The sequence below is a fragment of the Streptomyces sp. NPDC047841 genome (assembly GCF_040704085.1).
Classification (GTDB): domain Bacteria; phylum Actinomycetota; class Actinomycetes; order Streptomycetales; family Streptomycetaceae; genus Streptomyces; species Streptomyces argyrophylli.
In genome coordinates this window covers 62523-86840 of sequence record NZ_JBEYRP010000030.1, presented here as the reverse complement: position 1 = coordinate 86840, position 24318 = coordinate 62523, and the positions used below count along the sequence as shown (strand labels likewise).

General features: G+C 73.1%; 18 protein-coding genes. 11 read left to right on the top strand and 7 right to left on the bottom strand.

The window, feature by feature from the left end:
* Window positions 1-309 precede the first annotated feature (309 nt).
* The 4 genes from wrbA (at window position 310) to AB0947_RS35595 (ending at window position 3387) form a co-directional block, all read left to right on the top strand.
* Window positions 310-924 (top strand): NAD(P)H:quinone oxidoreductase, encoded by a 615-nt coding sequence (gene wrbA, locus AB0947_RS35610; RefSeq protein WP_366754519.1) that lies wholly within the window; start codon window positions 310-312, stop codon window positions 922-924.
* Between the two features lie 231 nt (window positions 925-1155).
* On the top strand, window positions 1156-1842 hold the full coding sequence (locus tag AB0947_RS35605; RefSeq protein ID WP_366754518.1) for a TetR/AcrR family transcriptional regulator: 687 nt from the start codon (window positions 1156-1158) through the stop codon (window positions 1840-1842).
* A gap of 130 nt (window positions 1843-1972) precedes the next feature.
* The gene (locus AB0947_RS35600; protein WP_366754517.1) at window positions 1973-2506 is read left to right on the top strand and encodes a DUF4863 family protein; all 534 of its coding nucleotides are present in this window, start codon (window positions 1973-1975) and stop codon (window positions 2504-2506) included.
* A 125-nt stretch (window positions 2507-2631) separates the two neighbouring features.
* Window positions 2632-3387: a class I SAM-dependent methyltransferase gene (locus AB0947_RS35595; protein WP_366754516.1), complete on the top strand. Its 756-nt coding sequence runs from the start codon at window positions 2632-2634 to the stop codon at window positions 3385-3387.
* Between the two features lie 55 nt (window positions 3388-3442).
* Here the strand turns inward: AB0947_RS35595 and AB0947_RS35590 are convergent, their stop codons facing one another.
* Entirely contained in the window at window positions 3443-4429 is a 987-nt protein-coding gene (locus AB0947_RS35590) for a helix-turn-helix domain-containing protein (protein WP_366754515.1), read from the bottom strand.
* Between the two features lie 216 nt (window positions 4430-4645).
* Between AB0947_RS35590 and AB0947_RS35585 the strand changes: the two genes are divergently transcribed.
* The 4 genes from AB0947_RS35585 (at window position 4646) to AB0947_RS35570 (ending at window position 10274) form a co-directional block, all read left to right on the top strand.
* Window positions 4646-5251 (top strand): sulfite oxidase-like oxidoreductase, encoded by a 606-nt coding sequence (locus AB0947_RS35585; protein WP_366754514.1) that lies wholly within the window; start codon window positions 4646-4648, stop codon window positions 5249-5251.
* Between the two features lie 2 nt (window positions 5252-5253).
* A complete protein-coding gene (locus AB0947_RS35580; RefSeq protein WP_366754513.1) occupies window positions 5254-5976 on the top strand; it encodes an FAD-binding oxidoreductase in 723 nt (240 codons plus the stop codon).
* Window positions 5977-6006: 30 nt separating this feature from the next.
* Window positions 6007-6279, top strand: a complete 273-nt coding sequence (locus AB0947_RS35575) for a DUF6510 family protein (RefSeq protein WP_366754512.1) — start codon at window positions 6007-6009, stop codon at window positions 6277-6279.
* A 164-nt stretch (window positions 6280-6443) separates the two neighbouring features.
* On the top strand, window positions 6444-10274 hold the full coding sequence (locus AB0947_RS35570) for a S8 family serine peptidase (RefSeq protein WP_366754511.1): 3831 nt from the start codon (window positions 6444-6446) through the stop codon (window positions 10272-10274).
* Window positions 10275-10443: 169 nt separating this feature from the next.
* Here the strand turns inward: AB0947_RS35570 and AB0947_RS35565 are convergent, their stop codons facing one another.
* A complete protein-coding gene (locus tag AB0947_RS35565; RefSeq protein WP_366754524.1) occupies window positions 10444-11448 on the bottom strand; it encodes a helix-turn-helix domain-containing protein in 1005 nt (334 codons plus the stop codon).
* A gap of 493 nt (window positions 11449-11941) precedes the next feature.
* On the opposite strand from AB0947_RS35565, the gene AB0947_RS35560 reads away from it, so the two are divergent.
* The 3 genes from AB0947_RS35560 to AB0947_RS35550 all read left to right on the top strand — a co-directional run bounded on the left by AB0947_RS35560 (window position 11942) and on the right by AB0947_RS35550 (window position 18076).
* Window positions 11942-16027, top strand: a complete 4086-nt coding sequence (locus tag AB0947_RS35560; RefSeq protein WP_366754510.1) for a discoidin domain-containing protein — start codon at window positions 11942-11944, stop codon at window positions 16025-16027.
* A gap of 144 nt (window positions 16028-16171) precedes the next feature.
* Window positions 16172-17032: an NAD-dependent epimerase/dehydratase family protein gene (locus AB0947_RS35555; RefSeq protein WP_366754509.1), complete on the top strand. Its 861-nt coding sequence runs from the start codon at window positions 16172-16174 to the stop codon at window positions 17030-17032.
* A gap of 144 nt (window positions 17033-17176) precedes the next feature.
* Window positions 17177-18076: a LysR substrate-binding domain-containing protein gene (locus tag AB0947_RS35550; RefSeq protein WP_366754508.1), complete on the top strand. Its 900-nt coding sequence runs from the start codon at window positions 17177-17179 to the stop codon at window positions 18074-18076.
* A 9-nt stretch (window positions 18077-18085) separates the two neighbouring features.
* On the opposite strand, the gene AB0947_RS35545 is transcribed toward AB0947_RS35550, so the two are convergent.
* From AB0947_RS35545 to AB0947_RS35525, 5 genes are all read right to left on the bottom strand, one after another.
* The gene (locus AB0947_RS35545) at window positions 18086-19342 is read right to left on the bottom strand and encodes a VWA-like domain-containing protein (RefSeq protein WP_366754523.1); all 1257 of its coding nucleotides are present in this window, start codon (window positions 19340-19342) and stop codon (window positions 18086-18088) included.
* A gap of 125 nt (window positions 19343-19467) precedes the next feature.
* Complete coding sequence (locus AB0947_RS35540) at window positions 19468-20772, bottom strand: AAA family ATPase (RefSeq protein ID WP_366754507.1); 1305 nt, start codon at window positions 20770-20772, stop codon at window positions 19468-19470.
* Window positions 20773-20885: 113 nt separating this feature from the next.
* Window positions 20886-22394 (bottom strand): hypothetical protein, encoded by a 1509-nt coding sequence (locus AB0947_RS35535; RefSeq protein ID WP_366754506.1) that lies wholly within the window; start codon window positions 22392-22394, stop codon window positions 20886-20888.
* A gap of 161 nt (window positions 22395-22555) precedes the next feature.
* Window positions 22556-23128: a DoxX family membrane protein gene (locus AB0947_RS35530; RefSeq protein WP_366754505.1), complete on the bottom strand. Its 573-nt coding sequence runs from the start codon at window positions 23126-23128 to the stop codon at window positions 22556-22558.
* Window positions 23129-23835: 707 nt separating this feature from the next.
* On the bottom strand, window positions 23836-24126 hold the full coding sequence (locus tag AB0947_RS35525; RefSeq protein ID WP_366754504.1) for a DUF6355 family natural product biosynthesis protein: 291 nt from the start codon (window positions 24124-24126) through the stop codon (window positions 23836-23838).
* Window positions 24127-24318 lie beyond the last annotated feature (192 nt).

Genomic DNA, 24318 nt, shown 5'->3' with positions numbered 1-24318 from the left:
AGTACGAGGGCCTGGGGCCGGCGCCCCGAGAGCACGCACCTGACGCCGCGCGGCCGCCCTCCGGGCGACGACGCGAATTGTCAGACAGGCCCTAGTAGCGACCGCCGGCCGGCGTGGGCGCGGGGCGGCTCGGTGCCGCCGGGACGCGCCCTCGCTCCTGGGTCCGAGGATGCCGGTGGTTGACGATTGAACGAAGTCGTTTAATATTCATCTATCGCGTCGGACGAGGCGCCGCACGGCACCCGTACCCCGGGTGACCTGCGTCCGCCCCGGCGCACCGCACGCATCCCCAGGATCGGAGACGACTTCATGACCACCCCTGTCCGCCTCGCCGTCATCTACTACTCCTCCACCGGCTTCTCCGCCGAGATCGCCAAGGAGATCTCGGCGGCGGCCGAGAAGGCGGGCGCCGAGGTGCGCCTGCTGAAGGCCGCCGAGCTGGCTCCGGAGGCCGCCATCGCCTCCAACCAGGCGTGGGCCGCCCACGCCGCGGAGAGCGCGGGCGTGCCCGAGGCCACGGCCGCCGACGTCGAGTGGGCGGACGCGATCGTCTTCGGCACCCCGACCCGCTTCGGCAACATCTCGTCCCAGCTGAAGCAGTTCATCGACACCCTCGGCGGCCTGTGGGCGCAGGGCAAGCTGGCCAACAAGGTCTACAGCGGCTTCGTGACCACCGCCACCGCGCACGGCGGCCAGGAGTCCACGCTGCTCGCGCTGTACAACTCCATCCACCACTTCGGCGGGATCATCGTGTCCCCCGGCTACACCGACCCCGTCAAGTTCGTCGACGGCAACCCGTACGGCACCTCGCACGTCGACGCCCAGGGCAACAACCCGGTCGGCGAGGAGACCCGCAACGCGGCCCGTCACCAGGCCGAGCGCGTGGTCCAGGTGGCCGCCGCCCTCAAGGCCGGCCTCGCCTGACACACCCGACGCGTCGGCTTGCCGCGTGTGAGTGCGGCGTGCGGGGCGTGCCTTCCGCGGATGGGGCGGAAGGCACGCCCCGCACGCCGTCGTTTCCGTCCCCGGCGCCCCCGGTCCGCCCCGGGGACGCCTCCCGGTGTCGCGTAAGGTGCTGGCGCGGAGGGTGCTGGTCCGGCGGAGAGCGGATGCGCGCCCGGCTCCGACTGACCCCGTGTGCCGGGAAGGGATGAGATGGCGAAGGCCAGGACGACGCGTTCCGACGGGCGAGCCGGCGAGCGCGGAGGGCGCTCGGACGCGGAGCGTGCGGCGCCCGCCAGTGGCCGGCCCCGGGATCCCGCGATCGAGGAGGCGATCATCCGGGCCACGCGCGAGCGACTGGCCACGGACGGCTACGCGTCCATGACGATCGGGGACATCGTCGCCGACGCGGGCGTCACCCGGCCTACCCTGTACCGGCGTTGGGCGAACAAGTACGACCTCGTCATCGACGCCCTGCGGTACGGACTGCGCAAGCAGCGCGAGGCCTACCCCGCGCTGGACATGGAGCAGCTGGCTCCGCGCGAGGCGTTCGCCGAGGCGGTGCGCCGTCTGGACCCGCGCTATCGCAACGAACGGGCCATGGCCCTGCACGGCACCTTCATGGCCGAGGTCGAGCGGGCGCCGGGTCTGCTGGAGCAGCTGCGGGAACACGGCGTACGGCCTCGCTGCGAGGAGCTGCTGGAGACCCTCGTCTCGCTGCGGCGCCGGGGCGCGGTGCGCGAGGACGTCGACCTGGACATGATCGTGACGCTCTGTTTCGGCAGCTATTTCGCCGACTACCTGCGGACCGGCCGGGACGTGCCGGCCGACTTCGCCGAGCGGATCGTCGTGACGGTGTGGCCCATGCTCGCCGTGGACGGGGAGGGCTCCTCCGCCTGAGGTGATCCCCGGGTCCCACTCGGCCGAGCAGCGTCCGGCCGAGTTCCGTTACAGCTATTGACTATAATGAAACGCGGAGGGATGGTGGACCGGTCAGCCGGACCCCGTGGCGACCCGAGAGGACCCGCGCATGAGCGAGGACAGCCGCAAGGCGTTGATCGAGCGCAGCATCCCGTTCCTGGCCGAGGTGAGGAACCGCACGCCCGGCAAGGCCCTGGAGGGCTGGCTGAACGCCGCCTACGCTCCCGGGAGCGGGCTCTACCAGGACCTGGCACGCCTGATCAAGGTCGGTGTCCTGGAAGCGGGCTGGGCGGCGAACACCGAGGTGGACGGCCCGCGCTACCGCCGCAGCCTCATCGCCGAACCGACCGAGCAGACCCACTACTTCAGCATCACCGCCGTCTACATGGACAGCGTCGAGCGCTACCGGGGTCAGTACCACGCGCACCCCTACGGCGAGTTGAACCTGGTCGTCCCCGTCGACCCCGGCGCCGAACTGGCGGGACCGAGCGGCTGGCAGGGTCCGGGCTGGACCGCACCGGCTCCGGGCAGCCACCACTACCCCGAGGTGCGCGGAGGCGCGCTGATCGCCCTCTTCTACCTCCCCGCCGGACGCATCTCGTACGACATCCGCCCCTCCCGGTCGGCCGGTACGGCGGCGTAGGAGGTTCCGGATGAGGACGCGTGAGGACGCGGGGGGCGTGACGGGCGCCTCCCGCTCCTCACCGCCGGCCGGGTCCGGCGAAACCCGGTGGCTCTGCGGGGCCGGTTCTGCGTACGTTCGGCCGCATGGCTGACGAATGCTTCGCGCACCCACGACTCGCCGCGATCTACGATCCGCTCGACCCCGACCGCAGCGATCTCGATGCCTACCTCCGCATCGTGGAGGAGTTCGGGGCGCGCCAGGTCCTGGACATCGGCTGCGGCACAGGGGTGTTCGCCCTGCTCCTGGCCGAGCGCGGGATCGAGGTCGTCGGCGTCGATCCCGCCCAGGCGTCGATCGACGTCGCCCGGGGCAAACCGGGCAGCGACCGGGTGCGCTGGATCCGCGGTGACGCGACGGCCCTGCCGCCGCTGCAGGCCGACCTCGCGACGATGACGGCGAACGTCGCCCAGGCGATCGTCGGTCCGCACGCCTGGCACGAGACGCTGCGGGGGATCCACGGAGCGCTGCGGCCCGGCGGGCACCTGGTCTTCGAAACCCGTGATCCGGCCAGACGCGGCTGGGAGGAGTGGACCCGAGAGAACTCCTACCGCGTGACGGAGGTCCCGGGTGTCGGCGCCGTCGAGAGCTGGGGCGAGCTGACCGAGGTGAGCGGGCCGCTCGTGACCTTCCGCTGGACGTACGCCTTCGCGGCGGACGGACAGGTGCTGACATCGGAGTCGACCCTGCGCTTCCGGGACCGGGAAGAGGTCGAGTCGGACCTGGTCGCGCACGGCTACGAGGTGCGGGACGTCCGCGACGCACCGGACCGGCCGGGCAGGGAGTTCGTCTTCCTCGCACGACGCCTGCAGGACGATCGGGCCGGGTGGGCGGAGACCTGAGTCGTCCTGCCGCCGGCGGGGCGCGAGCCCCGATGAGGTCCGTCTCCTGGGGGCCTCAGGCGGCCACGTCCTTCCCCGTCCCCCGCGTGTCCGACAGCCCGTGCACCAGCCATTCGCGGGGTGTCATGCCGTAGGCGTCGCGGAAGGCCCTGCTGAAGTGGGCTGCGTTCACGAAGCCCCACCGCCGTGCGATGACCGCCACCCCGGTCTCCAGTGCCCGGGGACGGAGCAGGTCACGGCGGCACCGCTCCAGGCGCTGGGCCCGGATCCATCCGGCCACCGTGGTTCCCTCCAGCTCGAAGACCTTGTGCAGGTAGCGCACCGACATGAAGTGAACGGCGGCGATCGTGCGCGGCGAGAGACCGGGGTCGCCCAGGTTCCTCATGATGTGGTCCTTGACGCGGACCAGGGTGGCGGCGGCCGTCGCCGAGTGCGGCCGGGACAGGTGACCGAGGCGCTCGTCGACGAGCAGCGCCAGCAGGTCCAGCGCGGTGACGGCGAGCTGGCGGCCGACGCCGTCGTCGACGTCGGCCGCCACGCGCGCCAGGCCCGCGAAGTACTGGGCCAGGACGGCCGAGCTCCCCTCGGTCCCGGTGAAGGTGGTCGCGGTCAGCGACCGCAGGTCCTCGGGCCGTACGGAGAGCACTTCGCGAGGAAAATGGAAGGAGGTGAAGGCGAAACGTTCGTGGAGCGTCTTCTGGAAGGCGCGGGAGGAATCCGAAAGGGAGAACTGGCCGGGCCGGACCACGCATTGCCGCCCGTCCTGTTCCTTCATCGCGGTACCCCGCTCCTGGAGGGTGAGGATGATGAATTCCTGGTCCTCGCCGGTGATCAGGCGTCTGCTCCGCGTCACCGTCTGCGGCCCCGCGCTGACGTGGGAGATCCGCAGCACGCCGAGCCGGTCGCTGGTGATGTCGCCGGGCGACGGCTCCTCCTCCAGGAGATCGACGCCGAGCGGTACGAAGGTGTTCGACACCGCTTCGTGCCAGCACTCCGCCCGGTCGGCGGCGGACAGCTCCGCAGTGGACACAATGACGGGCATCGGTCTTCCTCCACGAATCGCGCGGTGAACAGGAGGCTCTGGCCGGCATTGGGCCCACCTTTACGCCTGGTGGCCGGAATGTCCACCCAGGAGCAGGACAAGAATTCCCCGCCGGCGCCGCCGCCCGCCGGCCCGAGTGGTCAAGCCGCCGCCGTGGTCCGAGACTGGAGGAGGAGCCTTTGTGCTCCTCCAGCGGCGGGTCACAGCGGGCAGGAGATGACGTTGACTTCCTTCTCACCCGGCTTCCGGGGACGACCCCACTCGTTGGCGGAACGGCTGCCGCCCGGGCAGTATCCGACCGAGTCGTTCCCCGTCCTGTCGGCCGGTCCCACTCCGCGGGTGCCGGCCGAAGCCTGGTCGTTCACCGTCACCACGGAGCTCGGGGAGAAGCGGAGCTGGACCTGGGACCAGATGATGGCCCTGCCCCAGCAGGACACGGTGACGGACATCCACTGCGTCACCCGCTGGTCCAAGTTCGACACGCGCTGGCGCGGGGTGTCACTCGACGTCTTCCTCGACGGGCTGGAGACGACCGCCGCGTACGTGGTGGCCGACAGCCACGGCGGCTACACCACCAGCCTTCCGCTCGCCGACCTCCTCGGCGGCAGGGCGTGGATCGCGCACACCTACGACGGTTACGCGCTCTCGCCCGAGCACGGCGGGCCGGCCCGGCTGCTGGTGCCGCACCTCTACTTCTGGAAGTCGGCGAAGTGGGTGCGCGGACTGCGGCTCACGCGCGAAGACGACCCGGGTTTCTGGGAGTCCGCCGGCTACCACGCCTACGGCGACCCCTGGCGCGAGCAGCGTCACCGGGGTGACTGACCGTGGCCCTCGCCTGGCGGCCGGCACGGCTGGTCGGGCGGCATGCGCAGAGCGCGACCGCCCGTACGCTGGTGTTCGCCGTGCCCGGCTGGCCCGGTCACCTGCCCGGCCAGCACGTCGACGTGCGCCTCACCGCCGACGACGGCTACCAGGCCGTCCGCAGCTACTCCCTGGCGGCGCCCGCCGACGACGACCGGCTGGAACTGGGTGTGCAGGCCGTGTCCGACGGTGAGGTCTCGCCCTACCTGGCGGACCAACTGCCGCCGGGCGAGCAGGTCGAGATGCGCGGACCGCTCGGCAACTGGTTCGTGTGGCGCCCGGAGCAGACCGAACCGGTGCTCTCGGTGGCGGGCGGCTCCGGTGTCGTACCGCTCATGGCCATGGTCCGCGCCCACCGCTCGGCCGGCTCGCGCAGCCTCTTCCACCTGGTGTATTCCGTGCGCGGTCCCGAGGACATCTGGTACCGGGAGGAGCTCGAGGACGGCGGCCCGTTCCTCGACGTACGGTTCCTCCACACCCGTCGGAGCCCGCACGGCGCTCCCCGCGCGCCCGGCCGCGTCACGGCGGCGGACCTGCGGGAGCCGGCGGCCCGCCTGGACCCGGTGAGTCCCGTCTACGTCTGCGGTCCCACCGGATTCGTGGAGACCGTCGGTGACCTGCTCGTCGAGCTGTTCGCGGGCCGGGGGAAGGAACCCGCGACCATCCGCACCGAACGCTTCGGCTGACCCTTCCGCTCCGGACTAGGGGAGATTCTCATGGGAGACCCCGGCGCCTTCCTCGACGGCAACGCTCTTGCCGGTCCGTTGTCGGAGATCCTCTCCGTGGAGCCCACGACGGCCTGGTGGCGATGCCCGCACTGCAAGCGGGCGGGGTCGCTGGCCCAACTGCGCCTCTACGGGCCCGAACCGGGGATCACCGCCCGCTGCCCGGGGTGCGCCTATGTCGCGCTGCGTCTGGTCAAGGAGGAAGACCACGTCTGGCTGACGCTGGGCAGCGGGACCGGCGCGTTCCGGTTCCGCACCGCCTGAGGGGAAACGCGGCGGCAGATCCGCGCGCACTCCCGGCAAGCTCCTGCGTGTCGCCGTTGAGACATGTCGCAGTCGTGACAGCTCGCGCTCGTGACAGGTCCGGCCTTCTCGCCAAATGATTTCGGACAGTTGTGATCTACGACTGTTCGAAAGGTGTTTCCTTGATGGCAAAGTTCCGCCTCACGGCGGCGATATCAACAGGATTGGTACTGCTTGCCGGCGCCGTACCCAGCACCGCCGTGGCGCGGACGGCGACCAGCGGTACCGTCGCTCGTCCCACGGCGGAACCGGGTGCACGCTCGACGACCGTACGGCTGATCACCGGTGACCAGGTGACCGTGACGTCGCTGCCCGGCGGACGGCGCACCGCGTCGGTGCGGCCCGGTCCCGGTCGCGAGCGCATCCCCTTCGAGACGTTCGAGGCGGACGGCACGTCGCTGACCGTGCTCCCGCGGGACGCCGAGGCCCTGGTGTCCGCGGGCGCACTGGACCGCCGGCTGTTCGACGTGACCGCCCTGATCTCACAGGGCTACGACGAGGCGCACTCCTCCGCGCTCCCGCTGATCGTCTCCTCCGAGCCGTCCCCGGAGGGGTCCAGGGTCACCGCCGAGGCGGCACGCGCCGCCGCGGCCACCGCCGACCGGCTCGTGGCACTCCGCACGCCGGGCACCGGCTCCCGGAAGCTGCCGAGCATCCACGCACGGTCGCTGCGGGTCGCCGACCGGCAACTGGGCGAGTTCTGGAAGACGTTGAACCCCGGCGGCACAGCCGGCGTCGCCCGTGCCGCACTGACGCCGCGGGTCTCGCTGGACGCCAGGGTGAAGGCCGTGCTGGACCGCAGCACCGCGCAGATCAACGCCCCCACCGCCTGGAAGGCGGGTGACGAGGGCCAGGGCGTCAAGGTGGCCGTGCTCGACACGGGTGCCGACGCGAGCCATCCCGACCTGGCGGGCCGTATCGCCGAGGCCCAGGACTTCTCGGGCAGTTCCAACACGGACGACCACTTCGGTCACGGCACGCACGTCGCCTCGATCGTCGGCGGCAGCGGCGCCGCGTCGGGCGGGACCCGGCGGGGTGTGGCGCCCCGGGCCGACCTCCTCATCGGCAAGGTCCTGGGCGACGACGGCTACGGGACCGAGTCGGCCGTCATCGACGGCATGCAGTGGGCGGCACGCGAACACGCCAAGGTCGTCAACATGAGCCTGGGGTCGGGGTCCCCGACCGACGGCACCGATCCGCTCAGCCAGGCGGTCGACTCCCTCACCGCCTCCAGCGGCACGCTCTTCGTCGTCGCGGCGGGCAACGAGGGGGAGAGCGGCCCGTCCAGCGTCAGCTCGCCGGGTGCGGCCGACGCCGCGCTGACCGTGGGGGCCGTCGACCGTGACGACTCCCTCGCCCCGTTCTCCAGCCGCGGCCCGCGCCTGGGCGACGGCGCGGTCAAGCCCGACGTGACCGCCCCCGGGGTCGGCATCGTCGCCGCCCGCGCGTCCGGCACCACCCTGGGCGACCCGGTCGACGCCCACTACGTCGCCCTGTCGGGGACCTCCATGGCCACCCCGCACGTCGCCGGCGCCGCCGCGCTGCTGGCCCAGCGGCACCCGGACTGGGACGCCCGGCAGCTCAAGGACGCGCTGATCAGCACCGCGCACACCGTGCCCCGCACACGGGTGACCGAGCAGGGCGGCGGCCGTATCGACGTGGCCGCGGCCCTGGGCCCGGTGCAGGCCAGCGGTTTTGTCACCCTCGCCCCGCTGCGGACCGGCGGCCCGGGAGGGCGGCAGCAGTCGGCCACGGTTCGCTACACCAACTCCGGCGACCGTCCCGTCACGCTCTCCCTGGCCCTCAGCCTGGCCACCGATTCCGGGCGCGCGCTCCCGGACGGAGTGGTCGGCCTCGGCTCCGACACGGTACGGCTCGCGCCCGGCGCCACGGCCGAGGTGCCGCTGAGCACCGACGCCCGGCACGCGGTCCGTGGCGCCTACTACGGGTATCTCACAGCGAAGTCCGCGGACGGTGCCGTACTCACGCACACCACCGTCTCCCTCGCCGTGCACGCCCCGCAGCACAGACTGACCGTGGTCTACCGCGACCGCGACGGCAAGGTGATGCCGGACTGGCTGCCCACGATCTGGGGCCCCGACGGATTCGTGGGCTACACGGACAGGCAGGCCCACGTCGCCCTCGTGGAAGAGGGCACGTACTACGTCAGTTCGTCCTTCTACGACATGACCGCTCACGGCGGCGAGGCGGGCACCGTCGTCGTCCCCGAGGTCAAGGTCACCAAGGACCGGACGGTGACGCTGAACGCAGCCGAGGCCACCCCGGTGCGCATCCGCACACCACGCCCGGCCGAGCAGCACGGCGTCCTCAGCACGACCGTGTACCGCCGGATCGACGGCCACGGACTGATCCAGGGGGCCATGTACTTCGACGACGTCACCCGCCTCTACGTCAGCCCGACCTCCCCGGTCACCGACGGCGACTTCGAGTTCTCCTCGCGCTGGCAGCTTGTGGCCCCGCAACTGCGGGCGAAGGTCTCCGGCGGCTCCGGGGAGTTCACCCCGTTCTACGAGGCGGACTCCGCCGTCTTCCCGGACCGCGGCGCACGCCTGACCGCCGTGGACGCGGGCACGTCGTCGGCGCCGGACTTCCGCCGCGCACGCGGGAAACTCGCCGTCGTACGGTACGACTTCTCCGTCACCGAGCCCGAACTCGCCCGGTCCGCCGCGAAGGCCGGGGCCAAGGCGCTGCTGATGGTGTGGCCCGAGGACCAGCGCAGCGCCTGGACGCGCTGGAAGCCGACGGGTGACCGGACGGCGCTGCCCGGCATGCGGGCCTCCTGGAAGGACGGCACCGCCCTGCTGCGACGCGTCGAGAAGGGCACCACGACGGTGACGTTCTCCGGCACGGTGCGCAGCCCGTACCTGTACGACGTGGTGCAGGTGTCGAAGGGCTTCGTCCCCCAGCAGGTCGTGCACACCGTCTCGCAGCGGGAGAGCGCCGTGGTGCGCAGCACGTACACCCGCACCGGTGCCTCGCCGTGGGCCAGCGAGCAGCGCTTCGCGTGGCGGCCGTACCAGGAGACCGCGTGGAACCAGTACAGCCGGTACGTCCCGGTGGGCCGCGAGCGCGTCGAGTACGTGACCGGCGGGGACACGCTGTGGAACCACGTCGTGCACCACGACGTCGTGGACGTTCCCGACCTGCCGCTGGCGGCCGGCATGCGGAACGCGCCGCGCACCTACCGTCCCGGCCGGCGCGTCACGGAGCGGTGGTTCGGAGCGCCGGTCCGCCCGTCCATCCCCCGCGGCTGGACCATGCCGTCGGTCCGCAACGGCGACACCCTGAGCGTGTACGTCCCGGAGTTCACCGATTCCGACGCCGGACACTGGTCGTTCGCGGAGTCGAGCGGCTTCGGCACCGGCCGGGCGGCCGCCGCCGACGACGTCGCCACGGCGGTGCTGTACCGCGACGGCAAGCAGACCGCGGCCTCCGACGACGGCGCGTGGGGCAGCTTCGAAGTGGCCCCGGGCGACGCCCGGTTCCGGCTCGACCTGACGACCGCCCGTGTCTCGGACGACTGGCGCCTCGGCGTGCGCACGCACACCTCGTGGACGTTCCGCTCGGACACCACGGCCGGCGCCGCCCCGCTGCCGCTGCTCCAGCTCGACTACGCCGTACCGGCCGACGCGCAGGGCGCCGTGAGCCGGGCGCGCGCACATCGCCTGGGCTTCACCGTCCGCATGCAGGACGGCGTGGCCGCCCCGCGCGGCGTACGTCTGAAGGCCGAGGCGTCGTACGACGGCGGGAAGACCTGGACCACGGCGCGCACCGAGCGGCACGGCGACGGCCCGCAGTTCACGGCCACCGTGGAGCGGCCGTCGAAGGTGCGCGGTGACGCCTATGTCACGCTCCGCGTGACCGCCACGGACTCGGCCGGCGACAGCGTGCGCCAGACCGTGGAGCGTGCGTACCTGCACCGCGGTACGGCGTGACACGCGGACGTCGCTGACGCGCGCGCGGACACTCGGTACGGCGGGTGCCGGGCCCCTCGTGGGCCCGGCACCCGCCGCGTCCGTCGGAGGACGGGGCGGACCGCGGCAGCGGCCGGCCCGCGCCTGCGCGCCGCGTGCCCCTGGTGCGGGCGGCGCCGGGCGGGCCCGTTCACAGCCAGCCGCGTCGCGACGCCTGCCAGGCGAGCTGCATACGGGTCACCGCGCCGGCGCGCTCCATCATCCCCTGGATGCGGCGCTGGACCGTCCGGCGGCTCAGCCCCATCTGGGAGGCGATCGCCTTGTCGGCGACACCCGCCACCAGCAGCGACAACAGCTTGCGGTCGGTGGCCGAGAGCGAGTCGGCCGGACCGGCGCCGTCGGCCCCCGCGAGGGTGCCGGTGCCGTCGATGTCCAGGGGGACGGCGCCCTCCCAGTAGCAGTCGAAGAGGGCGAGGAGGGCCGCGAGCAGGTTGCTGTCCCTGACCAGCGCGGTGGTCGGTTCCTCCGGGCTGCCGTGCGGTCCGCCGGCCACGAGGGGGAAGACGGCGACGGAGCGGTCGGCGATGGCCAGACGCAGCGGCAGGTGCGGTACGGCACGGGCCACCTCACCGGCCCGCACACCCGCCACCACGTTCTCCAGAGCCCCCTCGTCGTCGAAGAACGCCTTCTCGTACAGCACCCGGTAGCGCACGCCCCGGGCCAGCGCCTCGAACTCCTCGGTGTTGGTGCCCGACGGCATGGCCACGTACTGGGCCTTGCAGAACCACAGCATCTCGTGGCGCGCGCTCGACTGGATCTGCCGGAGCTGCTGACGCAGGGCCTCCGCGCCGGTGATCACCTCCAGCAACTGGCCGGCGTCGTGCCTGCGCATCGTCTCCCGATAGGACTCGATGAGACGTGCGGCCTCGAACCGGGCCAGGTCCAGCGCGTCGGCGCTGCGCTTCAGCCGGGGCAGCAGCGCCACTTCGGGCGGGGCGGGGCGGAACATCCGGGGGGTGCCGTCCGTATGGGTGGCGAGGCCCTTGGTGACCAGTGCGTCCAGGATCCGCCCGGTCTCCGCGTCGGTCAGGCGGGCCCGCTGGGCGATGTCCTCCCGGGTGGCCCGACCGGACGTCACGAGCATCTGGTAGAGGGCTTCCTCCTCGTGCGAGACGCCAGCCGCCTCCAGCGCCACGGACGCCTCCCGGAATCTTGGAATCAACCGTTTGAATATCGTACTACTGCGGGCGCCGCGGCCCCGCCCGTCGTCACACCACATCACCCTCCGACACCGATCACATGTGCAACCACCTCACACGTGCACGGCGACCACCCACCGCACCGCGCCACGGCCGGCCGAGTGACACCCCACGTCAGAGAGGGCGGTGACAGGAACGCGAAGCCCAAGGAATCGACTCAAACCCCTCACACCTCACACTGCCCGCCGCGGAACACACCTCGGCCCATCCGCACACACACGGACCGCCGGCCGCACCCTTCCCTCATTCGCTGTAGCCATGTTCTGTCGGAACCCGTCACAAGGCGGCGGAACCGGTCGGACATCGATCCGCGCATCAGGGGTTGACACGAGCCGCTGCGCCACCCAGCCTTTGGCAACGTTGTCATTCCTGCTGCGTCAGACCCGGAGAGGTCCGGACCGCACCGCTTTTTGATGGGACGTCACGCTCATGACAGATCAGTCGGATCCGTCGCGGCATCCGTCGCGACGGGCCATCGTCACCACGGGTACCACCCTGCTGGCCGGATTCGGCCTCGGTTTGCCTCCTGCGGCGACCGCGGTCGCCGCGCCCGGCGGCGCGCCGGTGGGCTCCGCCGCCTCCCCCGGTGAGCTGGCGCTCTACCGGCCGGTCTCGGTCTCTTCCACGGCCTACGCCGCCACCCCCGGTTCCTTCGTGGTCGACCGCCTCTCCTCCCCCGGTGTCAAGGGCAGCGGCTGGCGTGCCGAGGGCGGCGATCCGCAGTGGATAGCCGTCGACCTCCAGGCGGCCTGCGAGGTCACGCGGGTCCGCCTCACCTTCGAGGCCGACGCCTCCGACCCGGTGTACACGCCGCCCACCAGCGGCAATGTGCACAGCGGCACCACCGGCGACGAGATCCAGTCGAGCTTCTCGCTGGTGTTCGTGGTCGAGACGTCCGTGGACCGCGAGTCCTGGACGACGGTGTACAGCACCACGGCCGGCACCGGTGGCGTCGTCGACGTCCAGCTTCCCCGCCCGGTGTCCGCGCGCTGGGTGCGCATGACGTCGCGCAAGCGCTCCAGCCCGCTGCCCCTCGGCCTCAACGGCTTCGAGGTGTACGGCACCGCCAGGGGCCACCGTCCCTCGGCCACCGGATGGACCGACTGGGGAACCCGGCACGACGAGGCCCCGGCGCTCACGGTCGCCGGTGACGGGACCGTGCCCGTGGAGTCGGGCTGGCGGCTCACCATGGACGACTGGGCCGGCGCGGACGGCGCCGGTCTGTCGAAGACGTCCGTCGACACCAGCGGCTGGCTGCCCGCGACCGTACCCGGCACGGTGCTGGGCTCGCTCGTGGAGCAGGGCAAGCTGCCCGACCCGGTGGCGGGTCTGAACAACCTGCGGGTACCGGAGGCGCTGTCGCGCCACTCCTGGTGGTACAAGCGGGACTTCGCCCTGCCGCGCGGGCTGCGCACCGGGGCCGGCCGGCACGTCTGGCTGGAGTTCGACGGCGTCAACCACAAGGCCGACGTGTGGCTCAACGGCAAGCGGGTGGGCGACCTGACGTACCCGTTCGCCCGTGCCGCCTTCGACGTCACCCGGCAGCTCGCCGAGAGCGGCGAGAACGCGCTCGCTGTGAAGATCACGCCGATGCCGGTGCCGGGCAGCCCGGGTGACAAGGGGCCGCTGGGCGAGTCCTGGGTCGACGCCGGCGCGCAGCAGATGAACCTCAACTCCCCGACGTACCTGGCCTCCTCGGGCTGGGACTGGATGCCGGCCGTACGGGACCGCGCGGCGGGCATCTGGAACCATGTCCGGCTGAGATCGACCGGGCACGTCGTCATCGGCGACCCCCGCGTGGACACCGTGCTGCCCGCGCTGCCGGATGTGTCGGTGGCCGAGCTGACCATCGTCGTGCCGGTGCGCAACGCGGACACCGCCGACCACGAGGCGACGGTCACGGCCGCCTTCGACGGGGTGCGGGTGTCGAAGACGGTCACCGTGAAGGCGGGCGGGAGCCTGGACGTCGTCTTCGCGCCGGACGCCTTCGGCCGGTTGAGGCTGCGCGAGCCCGAGCTGTGGTGGCCGAACGGTCTGGGCGAGGCGCACCTGCACGACCTCACGCTCACCGCCACGGCCGGCGGCCGGGAGAGCGACCGGCGCACCACCCGCTTCGGCATCCGCCAGTTCGGCTACGAGTACGACGTGCCGCTCGCGTTCACCGCGTCCGGCGACGCCTACACGCAGACCGTGACCTTCGGCCGGCAGCAGGCCCGGCACGTCCGCGTCCGCTGCCTGACGCGGGCCACCTCCTGGGGCAGCTCCCTGTGGACCCTGTCCGTCCGGGACGGCACCCGGCCGGACACCGACCTCGCGCTGCACGCCCACGCCGAGGCGTCCAGCACCGATCAGGACGGCAACGGCGCGGCCAACGCCACCGACGGCGACCCCGGCACCCGCTGGTCCTCCGCCTACGAGGACGACCAGTGGATCAGGGTGGACCTCGGCTCCGTCCAGTCCTTCGACCGGGTCGACCTCACCTGGGAGCAGGCGTACGCGAAGACCTTCGTCGTCCAGGTCTCCTCGAACGGCTCGGACTGGACCGATGTGACGTCGGTGGACAACGGGGCGGTTCCGCTGCCGTTCAACAACGGCAACGCCAGTCTCCAGGTGGAGGACTTCGACCGGCGGACCGCACGCTATGTCCGTCTCGACTGCGGTCTGCGCAACACCAGTTGGGGCAACTCGTTGTGGTCGCTGTCCGTCGTCGACCGGAGGGAACCCGGTACCGACCTCGCCCTGCGCCAGAAGGCCACCGCCTCCACGGAGGAGTCCGACCACCCGGCGTCGAACGCCACCGACGGCAACCCGAACACCCGCTGGTCCTCCGCCTACGAGGACCACCAGTGGATCCAGGTGGACCTCGGCTCCTCGCGGGCGTTCGACCGCGTCGCCGTCGTCTGGGAGACCGCGTACCCGAAGTCGTACACGATCCAGGTGTCCGACGACGGCGACACCTGGACCGACGTGAAGACCGTGTCGAACACCCCGGACCCGCTGAAGATCAGCGTCAACGGCGTGCGCGTGCTGGCTCGCGGCGGCAACTGGGGCTGGGACGAACTGCTGCGCCGGATGCCGGCGGAGCGCATGGACGCGGCGGTGCGGATGCACCGGGACATGAACTTCACGATGATCCGCAACTGGGTCGGCAGCAGTGACCGTGAGGAGTTCTTCGCGGCCTGCGACCGGCACGGCATCCTGGTGTGGAACGACTTCCCCAACGCGTGGGGCATGGACCCGCCGGACCACGACGCCTTCAACGCGATCGCGCGGGACACCGTGCTGCGGTACCGCACCCACCCGTCCGTGGTGGTCTGGTGCGGCGCGAACGAGGGCAACCCCCCGGCCGCCATCGACAAGGGGATGCGGGAGGCGGTGGAGCAGCAGGTGCCCGGCGTGCTCTACCAGAACAACTCGGCGGGCGGCATCATCACGGGCGGCGGCCCGTACGGCTGGGTGGAACCGGAGAAGTACTTCGACCCGATGACGTACGGCAGCCGTGACTTCGGCTTTCACACCGAGATCGGCATGCCCGTCGTCTCCACCGCGGCAAGCACCCGCAGCATGACGGGCGACGAGCCGGAGTGGCCGATCCGGGGTGCGTGGTACTACCACGACTGGAGCGAGCGCGGGAACCAGGCGCCGCAGAACTACAAGGCCGCCATCGAGGCCCGGCTGGGCGAGTCCGGTGACCTGGACGACTTCGCCCGCAAGGCGCAGTTCGTCAACTACGAGAACACCCGGGCCATGTTCGAGGCGTGGAACGCCAATCTGTGGGACAACGCCTCCGGTCTGATGCTGTGGATGTCCCACCCGGCCTGGCACAGCACGGTCTGGCAGACGTACGACTACGACTTCGACGTCAACGGCACCTACTACGGCGCCCGTTCGGCCTGCGAGCCGCTGCACGTGCAGGCCGATCCGGTGAAGTGGCGGGTCATCGCGGTGAACCACACGTCGGCGGACCTGCGGGGCGCCACCGTCACCGCGCGGCTGTACGACCTGTCCGGCCGGCAACTCGGCGGGAGCAGGACGGCCCGGGTGGACGTGGAACGGGCGTCCACCGCCGAGGCGTTCACCGCCGCGTGGACGGACGGCCTCCCGGACCTGCACCTGCTGCGGCTGACGCTGGAGGACTCCCGGGGCAGGGAGCTGTCGCGGAACACCTACTGGCGCTACCGCGAGGCCGCCGCGCTGCGGGGGCTGAACAAGGCGAAGCAGGTGAAGCTCACGGGTGCGATCACCCGGCGGTCGCAGTCCGGCGACCGCGAGGAGCTGACGGCGGTGGTCCGCAACCAGGGCTCGGCGGTGGCCGCCATGGTCCGGCTGTCGCTGCTGGAGGACGCGCACGGCCGGCGGGTGCTGCCGACGCTGTACAGCGACAACTACCTGTGGCTGCTGCCCGGCGAGTCCCGCACCGTCCGGCTGTCCTGGCCGAAGGGGGCGAGCGCGGCACGGCACCCGGTGCTGACGGCACAGGCGTACAACAGTGCGGCCGCGACCCTGCGCGGCTAGACCCACCCCGTCCTTCCGGCGCCTGTGATGCCCTTCGGGTATCACAGGCGCCGGAAGAGGTCTTGGACGCGGCTCCGTCCCCGAGCGCAGGCTGATCAGCGAAGTCAGCGACATCAGCGAGCTACGGACGACAGGAGCCGTGACATGAAGATCTTCCTCACCGGCGGATCCGGATACATCGGCAAGGCCACGATCAGTGCGCTGGTGCGCCACGGGCACACCGTGGAGGCGCTGGCCCGCAACGACCGCGCCGCCGGGACCGTCGCCGCCCTCGGGGCGACACCGGTGCGCGGCGGGCTGGGCGACCCCGGTGTGCTGAACGCGGCGGCGGCGCGCGCGGAGGCGGTCGTCCACCTGGCGCAGGCCGGTACCGGGGACGAGGACCTCGCGGCGGCCGGCGCCATGCAGGACGGCGTGGGCAGCGGCACCTATGTGCACACCGGCGGCACCTGGGTGCACGGCGACACGGACGGGGTCGTGGACGAGACCGCCCCCTGGAACCCGCCGTCCCTGGTCGCCTGGCGCGCGCCGGTGGAGGACGCCGTGCTGCGGCGCGCGCGGCAGGGCGGCCGTCCCGTCGTGGTGCGGCCCGGTCTGCTGTACGGCGGCGAGAACCGCCTGATCGACATGTTCTACGCCGTCCCGGGCAAGGAGGCGGGCGCCGTTCCGTACATCGGCGACGGCGCGAACCGCTGGGCGCTGGTGCACGTCGACGACATCGCGGAGCTGTACGTCGCCGCGCTGAAGGCGGCGCCCGGTTCGGTGTACGTCGGCGTGGGCGGGGTGAACCCCACCGCCAGGGAGTGCTCGCTGGCCGTGGCCCGCTCCGTCGGCCTCGACGGCAAGGTCGCCTCCCTCACCCTGGAGCAGGCCCGTGAGCGGATGGGCCCGGTCGCGGACGCCTTCGCCCTGGACCAGCGGTTCACTCCGGCGCGCGCCGAGGCCGAGCTGGGCTGGACGCCCGCGCACACCGACCCGCTGGCCGTCCTCGCCGGCGAGGAGTGACCCCGGCGAGGACGCGGCGGGCGCCGTCCGTGACGTCCCGGCCGCGGCCCCGGACGGCCGGAGCCGTGGCCGGGACGGGTAGATTCGTAAGCGACGGCCTCGATCGTCCCACAGGGTCTCGGAGAGAGTGAGCGGTGAGTCCGGGTGGATGTCGACCTGCGGAAGCTCCGGTATTTCGTGGCCGTGGCCGAGGAACTGCACTTCGGGCGCGCGGCCGAGCGGCTGCACGTCGCGCAGCCGGTGCTGTCCCGGCAGATCCGGAGCCTGGAGGACGACCTGGGCGTCGAGGTCTTCGCACGGGACCGGCGCGGCACGCTGCTCACCGCGGCCGGGGAGCAGTTGCTGGAGGACGCCGTCCCGCTGCTCGCGTCGGCCGAGGCGCTGCTGCGGCGGGTGCGGACGACGGCGCGGGGCACCCCCACGCTGACCATCGGGTTCATGCCCGGCATCACGGTCACCCCGGCCACGGCGCTCTTCACCGCCCGCCGCCCCGGCGTCGACGTGCGTCTGCTGCGCACCAGCTGGGACGACCAGGTGCGGGTGCTGCACGACGGCCGGGCGGACATCGGCGTCGTGCGGCTGCCCATCGACCAGCGGGGCCTTCGGGTGCGGCCGCTCTTCCGGGAGCCGCGAGTCGTCATGGTGCCGGCCGGGCACCGGCTGGCGGACAGGGCGTCGGTGACCGTCGGCGACCTCGCCCCCGAGCACCTGCTCCAGGACCCGGACGCCGTACCCGAATGGCGTGACGTGGCACTGGAGCTGCGCGAGCGGCGGCGGCCCGGGGTGCCCGCGATCCACCAGGTGGAGGAGAAACTGGAACTGGTGGCCTCCGGTGCGGGCGTCTGCGTGCTCCCGTTGTCCACCGCCCGCTTCTACACCCGTCCCGACGTGGTCCCGCTGCCCGTGGAGGACATCGGACCCAACCAGGTGGCCCTGGCGTGGGTGGCGTCCCGGCGCTCGCCCCTCGTCCACGACTTCGCGGAGGCCGCGGCACAGACCCTCGGCCGGTCCCGGCCCGGGACACCGCCGCCGCCGGAAAGCTGAGGGTCATGCTCAGCCGATCGTCACGACCCGTGCCCAGGGCGGTGGGGTGTCCGGGACGTAGTCGGGGTCGTTCTCGTCCGCGGCGTGGGCGGGGCGCGGGAAGAGGCCGACGACGGTACGGCAGGGCGGCTGGGTGGAGGGCCACGGGGTCTGTCCGTCCGTGAGGGCCACGATCACGTCCGGGCGGGGACGGGAGCACAGCGCCCGGGTGAAACCGGAGCGCAGATCGGTTCCGCCGCCGCCGACCAGGGAGAGGTTCTCGGCGCGGCAGAGGGGGACGGCGACCCCGGCCGCCGCGTCGCAGGAGATCACCGAGACCAGGTCGCGCCGTCCGCCCACGGCCCGCGCGATCGCCGCGACCTCCAGCAGCGCGCTGCCCAGTTCGGCGTCGCTCACCGACCCGGAGGTGTCGATCACGACGCAGACCCGGGGCGGTTCGCGGCGCAGGCTCGGCAGCAGCACTCCGGGGACACCGGCCGAGCGCCGGGACGGACGCCGGTAGCTGTGGTCCTCGCCCGCCCCGGGCGCGCCCGTCGCCGAGCGGACCGCCGCTCCGAGCAACTGCCGCCAGGGCTGCGGCGGGTGGAACACCTCCTCGGCCCATCGGCGCCATCCCTCCGGCGCGTGGCCGGGCCGGCCCTTGATGCCCTCGGCCACCCGGAAGCGGACGGCGTCCCGCTGCTGCCTGCTCAGCCCGTGCGCCCCGTCGGGTCCCAGCTCCCACGGCCGGGCCTGCCCGTCGGCACCGCTGCCGCAGTCCAGCCAGGCCAGGTCCGCGGTGAGCCCGGACAGCGACGCCGTGCGCAGGTACTCCTCCATGAGCAGACCTTCGGGCAGCCGCAGCATGGACGGATGGACCGCTCCGGCCGGCCGGGGCAGGCCGTCGCCGTAGAGGTCGTCGTTGATCTCGAAGTCGGCGGCGATGTTCCGCCGTAGCCGCTCGCGGCTCCCGGCCCGGCGGGCCCCCGTCCCGCCCCGCTCGCCCGGCCCGCGCTCCTCGTGCTCCCGCGCGTACCGCTCGCCCCGCGCGTGGTGGTCGCGGAGCAGGTGGGAGACCTCGTGCACCCAGACGCCCGCCAGTTCCTCCACCGGGGTGCGCGCCACGAACCCCGGTGAGACGTAGCAGCGCCAGTGCGCGTCCACCGCCATCGTCGGCACCGAGCGGTCCTCCACCACGTGCAGCGCGAAGAGGGCGGCGGCCAGGTAGGGGCGGACCCGCACCGCGTGCAGCCGGGCGGCGAGCAGCTTCTCCTGGTCCAGCGGCAGCCCGGGACGGTCGTACGGCCCGCCGGAGGCGGTCGGCTCGGGCGGCACCGTGGCCCGTACCGGGCGGGGCGGCGCGGGCCGGGGCAGGGGACGCGGCAGCGGCACCGGGCGCTTGGCGGCCCCCGTCACCGGCGCGTCCCCGTCGTACGCCCGGCGCCGGCCGCCGTGGTCCGTCCCACGGACTCTTCCGCCCGCCGGACGAGGCCGACCACCCCGGCCAGCCGCTCCACCGCCTCCGGCACCTCCCAGTCGTCGCGCCGCAGCGCCGCCAGCGTCGTCGCCGGCGCCACCAGCAGGTCCGGGGCGCCGGTCTCCAGGGCCCGGACCAGTACCGCCCAGCCCGCCTCCCACCGCTGCCGCTCCGGCCGCGCTCCGACGGCGGCCACCACCGCCTCCAGCGTCGCCTGGCGCAGATCACCCCGCTCGGGCAGCTCGGCGCGGGCGGGGTCGGCCAGCAGCGACTCCGGGTCCGGCAGGTCCATCCGGTCCAGGTGGGCGAGGAGTTCGAGCCCCGGGCCGTCCCCCACCGCGCCCCGCACCAGCAGCGCCAGCACCTCGCGGGAGACGGAGGCCGCCGTACCGAAGGCCAGCAGGGTCAGCGCGGCGTCCCAGCTGCGGGGCGAGGGCCAGGCGGCGCCGCGCCGTGCCTCCGTGCCCGGCAGCCGGTGGATCAGCGTGGGCCGGGCCCGCAGGAAGCCGCAGACCGCGCGCCGGGCGTGGGCCACCGCTTCCGGCAGCCGCTCGGGCACCAGCCGGGGCAGCTCGGCCCGGGGCCAGACCCCGCCGAGCCCGCGCACCACCACCTCCGGGTCGTGCACCCAGTGCAGGTGCACGAACCGGTTGGCGAGCGGCGGGCTCAGCTCCCACCCGTCCGCCGCGGAGGCGCGCGGATTGGCGGCGGCCACGACCCGTACGCCTCGCGGTAGTTGCAGGGCGCCCACCTTCCGCTCCAGGACGACCCGGAGCAGTGCGGCCTGGACGGCGGGGGTGGCGGTGGACAGTTCGTCCAGGAACAGCAGCCCCCGTCCGGCCCGCACCAGCTCCACGGCCCACTGCGGCGGCGCCATCGGCACACCCCGCACCGCCGGGTCCTCGCCCACGATGGGCAGCCCGGAGAAGTCGGACGGCTCGTGGACGCTGGCGATCACGGTCGTCAGCGGCAGGCCGAGGGAGTCGGCGAGCTGTGTCAGGGCCGCGGTCTTGCCGATGCCCGGTTCGCCCCAGAGCAGGACGGGCAGGTCGGCCGCGACGGCCAGGGTCAGTGCCGCGAGCTGGTCGTCGGGGCGGGGCTCGGTGGTGGTGGTCCGCAGGAGGGACAGGAGGTCGTCGGCGACGGCGAGCCGGGCGCGGGGGCCGGACGGGCCGGCGGGCTGGGGTGCGGGCGCACCGGCGGCCGGGACCGCGGTCCGCTGGACGGTGCTGGAGGTCATGGGCATCACCTGGGTGGGCTGGGGAACGGGAGGGCCCGTCCAAAGGTCGTGAGGGCATGGGGCACCGCCGGGTGAGGTGGGCGGGCCGGGTGGGCTGAGCGGAGGATGGCCGGTCAGCGCATGAGGCCGGTGCGTGGCCGGGCCCGGCTGCTCCGCTTGCCGAGCAGGGCGTGCGGGGTACGGCGGTCGGGCCGGGGGCGGTGACCCGCGTCCGAGGCGTCGCCGCCTGCGGCGGTACGGGCGGCGGGGTGCACGGTGACCAGCCCCGAGCGGAAGAGACCGTGGTCGACGCGTCGGGTCGCGGCCGACTCCAGTTCCCGCCGGAGCGGCCCGTCGGGCAGGAGGGCGCCGGGGCCGAGGAGTCCCTCGACCACGGTCAGCGCTCCGGTGACGTCACCGTGCAGGAGCCGCTCCCGGACCGCGGGCAGTGCCTGCGGGCTGCGGTGCACCGCGTCGATGGCCCGCAGGCAGGGCAGCGCCGGCCCGCCGAGCGCCACCAGCAGCTCTTCCCGCCGTAGTTCGCCCGGATCGTGGTCGTTCGCCGTCAGCACCCCGTCCCGCGGCTCGATGCGGTGGATCTCGCCCCGGCACCGCACCCGGTGCGGGTCGTCGGGACCGGGCGCCGGTCCGGCCGCCGTGGCCGGGCTCCGCTCCGCCAGTGCCGCGGCGACGAGCGGATGCAGGCGACCGGCCGTGATGAGCCCGGCGCGCAGGAGCTCCAGGTCGGGCAGGACGCGGGCCGCCGCTTCCGGCAGCACGGGAAGCGCGGCGACCTGCTGGGACGGCAGTGGCTCCCGCAGCGGCCGGAACGCCGGGGCGTGGCTGTCGTCGGGTGCGACGAGTTCGAGCACGGCGCGGTCGCGGGCGCCGAGCCGCACGGTGAAGGCGCCGCGAGGGTGGCGGCCCTCGGCCCGCAGCAGCAGTTCCGCCTCGGCGGCCCAGCGGGAGACCGCCCACGAGGCGTCGTCGCCGCCGGGCCGGTCCGGACCACCCGGATCATCCGGGCGGTCCCGGAGATCCGGCGGGGCCGGCCGACGCGTTCCGCCGGAGCGGCCGGGCGGCGGCAGCGGCGGTGCGCCGTCCGCGCCGCATCGCCGGGCGAGTTCGCCGCTCCGTCCGGAGTCCCACAGGTGCCGGTGCAGGTCGAGGCGGTGGCGCCGGTCGGGGTAGGGGTGCGGGTGGTGCCCCGGGACGGTGTTTCCGGGCCCTTCCCACAGGGTCAGCGACAGGCGCTGTCCGGCGTCCGCCCAGGCCGGCGGTGTCCGCACCACCAGGTGCAGCGGTGTGCCGCCCGGACTGCCGTACCGGGCGAGGCAGAGGGTGAGGCCGGGCCGGAGCCGTCCGTCGGGAGCGATCCGGGGCATGTGCCAGCGGAGCAGATCCGGCGCCAGCCGGCGCAGATCCGCGCGGAGCCGAGCGGCGGCATCGGTGCCGCGGCGGTTGCGCACGGCGCGCAGATCGAGGTCGACGTCGACGCGGGCGGCGGCGCAGGCCCCCGACCAGTCGCCGACCGCACGACGCGCGGTCGCGGTCTCGATCATGGACGGTGGCACGGCGTACTCGCGCACGCGCTGCCACATCGACAGGCGGGACGGGATGTCGTTCGCGAAGTGATGTGCCATCAGCACTCACCTTGCGCGGACGATTCCCCCAATCCGTACGAGGAGAAGGTCTTCATCCCCCGCATCGTAACCACAGCGCTGACGATCTGTCCCCGCATTATGCGCGCCCTGTGCCGGCAGGGCTGCTCACCCCTCTGTGAGGGCGTCTGTGGGTGTCCGGCCTAGAAGCTGAGGGAGAGGGCGGCTCCGATGCCGCCCAGGCCGAGGGCGACGGCAGCCTCCGTCCAGCCGCCCCTGCCCCAGCGGAAGAAGCGGTCGGCGGCCAGCCGGCCGGGGCCGATGGCGGCGACGGCCAGGGCGGCGACAGCGATCGACACGTTGTACTCCACACCCCCGTCCGTGTCCCACGGGCCGTGGGCGGCGGTCACCGTGACCATCGCGTTGATCATGACGCCGATCAGGGCGGCGGCCGCGAGCGGGGTCAGCAGCCCGAGGGCCAGGCCGAGACCGCCGAACAGCTCGGACAGTCCCCCGATCAGGGCGAAGAGCTTGCCCGGGCGGAATCCCAGGGACGCGAAGGCCCTGCCGGTCGCGGTGAGGCCGCCGCCCCCGAAGAGACCGAAGACCTTCTGAGCGCCGTGCGCGGCCATGAACAGGCCGAAGGTCAGCCGCAGGAGCAGCAGGCCGCAGTCGGCCGCGGTCACCGTCGGCCCGCCGGCGGCCGCCGTGGCGGTGGGGTGCGCCGCCGGCTGAGGGGACTGCGGAGAACGGTTCAGGATGTGTTTGATCAACATGGCAATGATCCGGTCGGAGCGCCGAAACGGGCGTTTCCCCCAGCTCGCGCGGATGCCGAGCAACCGATGACGTGTGGGTGCGCGCCGCACATCGGCACCGAGCACACACGCCTCACAAGCGATCCTTGCGGTGCGGGGCCCGTTGTGCATCTGGGAGGGCCGCACCGGGGCCATCAGGGCCCACGACGGTTCGGTCCGCCACGCGGCGGCGGGGTATGGAGCACGGGCCGGCGGGTGCGGCCGGCGGTGGGAGGTGGTGGCTCAGGCGTCCCTACCTTGTTGCTTGGGCTGAGCGAGCCATTCGTAGGGTTGGCTCACCCAGGGGTGCCGGGTGTGGCTTTCAGGCGTCTGCCGTAGTTGTGCCTTCCTCCGATTCGCCGCCCATGGCGTCTCCCTCCCACGCACCCGGCCTTTCTACAAGCCGTGAAAGGGGGCGGCCCAAATCTTCGACAAGGTGCGGAAGACCTTGCCGGAGGCCGCGGGAACCGCCAGGTGGGGGCGGTACGGAGGGGCGGGGCGCGCCGGCGGCCCCGCCGGGGCGGGTGAACGCCCGGCGCTTGCCTCACAGCGCACCACCCCTGGTCCCCGAGCGCACGGAAGAGCTGCCGGCCTTGCGGTGGCAGGCCGGCCGGCACCCGCGTGAGAGTGCACTCACGGGACGGTTCCGGTGCGCTCGGAGAACACTGGGCCGGGGCGCCGCGCCGGTGTCAGCAGGTGCGGCCCGTGTAATAGGCGCCCTGGATCCTGGTGGCGGAGCCCAGCCAGGTCCGGCCCGGGGCGACGCACCGCTCGTAGTCGGGCGCCAGGGCCACCTCGACCTTGATCACCACGTGGGAGCCGTCGGAGGTGCAGTGGTTGTAGTAGGCGTCGGAGCCGGTCTCGTAGAAGCCGCACGGATCGGCGGCCGCCGGGGTCGCGGTGACGGTGCCGGCGCCCAGGAAGGCGAAGGCGAGGGCGAAGGCACCGAGGGTGCTGGTCAGCTGACGACGGACACGCACGACGAACTCCTCGTGGGGTGCGGGAGAAGGGAAGCGGCAGGCGCCCGGGCCCGGGGCACGCGTCCATGCTCACGTACCGCGACGGCCCGGTACGCCTCCTGCCTGCTGATTCACCCGCCGAATCATTTCCTCGCTACGCCATCCGGGTCACGGGTCTGGACACGCGCCCGGACCGCCGCGGGCCGACGGGAG

What these genes read in the sequence shown, in the direction of transcription:
- AB0947_RS35570 (WP_366754511.1), top strand. Translation starts at nt 6,444, where the DNA reads ATGGCAAAGTTCCGCCTCACGGCGGCGATATCAACAGGATTGGTACTG.
- AB0947_RS35535 (WP_366754506.1), bottom strand. Translation starts at nt 22,394, where the DNA reads ATGGCACATCACTTCGCGAACGACATCCCGTCCCGCCTGTCGATGTGG.
- AB0947_RS35560 (WP_366754510.1), top strand. Translation starts at nt 11,942, where the DNA reads ATGACAGATCAGTCGGATCCGTCGCGGCATCCGTCGCGACGGGCCATC.
- AB0947_RS35595 (WP_366754516.1), top strand. Translation starts at nt 2,632, where the DNA reads ATGGCTGACGAATGCTTCGCGCACCCACGACTCGCCGCGATCTACGAT.
- AB0947_RS35585 (WP_366754514.1), top strand. Translation starts at nt 4,646, where the DNA reads ATGACGTTGACTTCCTTCTCACCCGGCTTCCGGGGACGACCCCACTCG.
- AB0947_RS35600 (WP_366754517.1), top strand. Translation starts at nt 1,973, where the DNA reads ATGAGCGAGGACAGCCGCAAGGCGTTGATCGAGCGCAGCATCCCGTTC.
- AB0947_RS35605 (WP_366754518.1), top strand. Translation starts at nt 1,156, where the DNA reads ATGGCGAAGGCCAGGACGACGCGTTCCGACGGGCGAGCCGGCGAGCGC.
- AB0947_RS35590 (WP_366754515.1), bottom strand. Translation starts at nt 4,429, where the DNA reads ATGCCCGTCATTGTGTCCACTGCGGAGCTGTCCGCCGCCGACCGGGCG.
- AB0947_RS35540 (WP_366754507.1), bottom strand. Translation starts at nt 20,772, where the DNA reads ATGACCTCCAGCACCGTCCAGCGGACCGCGGTCCCGGCCGCCGGTGCG.
- wrbA (WP_366754519.1), top strand. Translation starts at nt 310, where the DNA reads ATGACCACCCCTGTCCGCCTCGCCGTCATCTACTACTCCTCCACCGGC.
- AB0947_RS35555 (WP_366754509.1), top strand. Translation starts at nt 16,172, where the DNA reads ATGAAGATCTTCCTCACCGGCGGATCCGGATACATCGGCAAGGCCACG.
- AB0947_RS35530 (WP_366754505.1), bottom strand. Translation starts at nt 23,128, where the DNA reads ATGTTGATCAAACACATCCTGAACCGTTCTCCGCAGTCCCCTCAGCCG.
- AB0947_RS35575 (WP_366754512.1), top strand. Translation starts at nt 6,007, where the DNA reads ATGGGAGACCCCGGCGCCTTCCTCGACGGCAACGCTCTTGCCGGTCCG.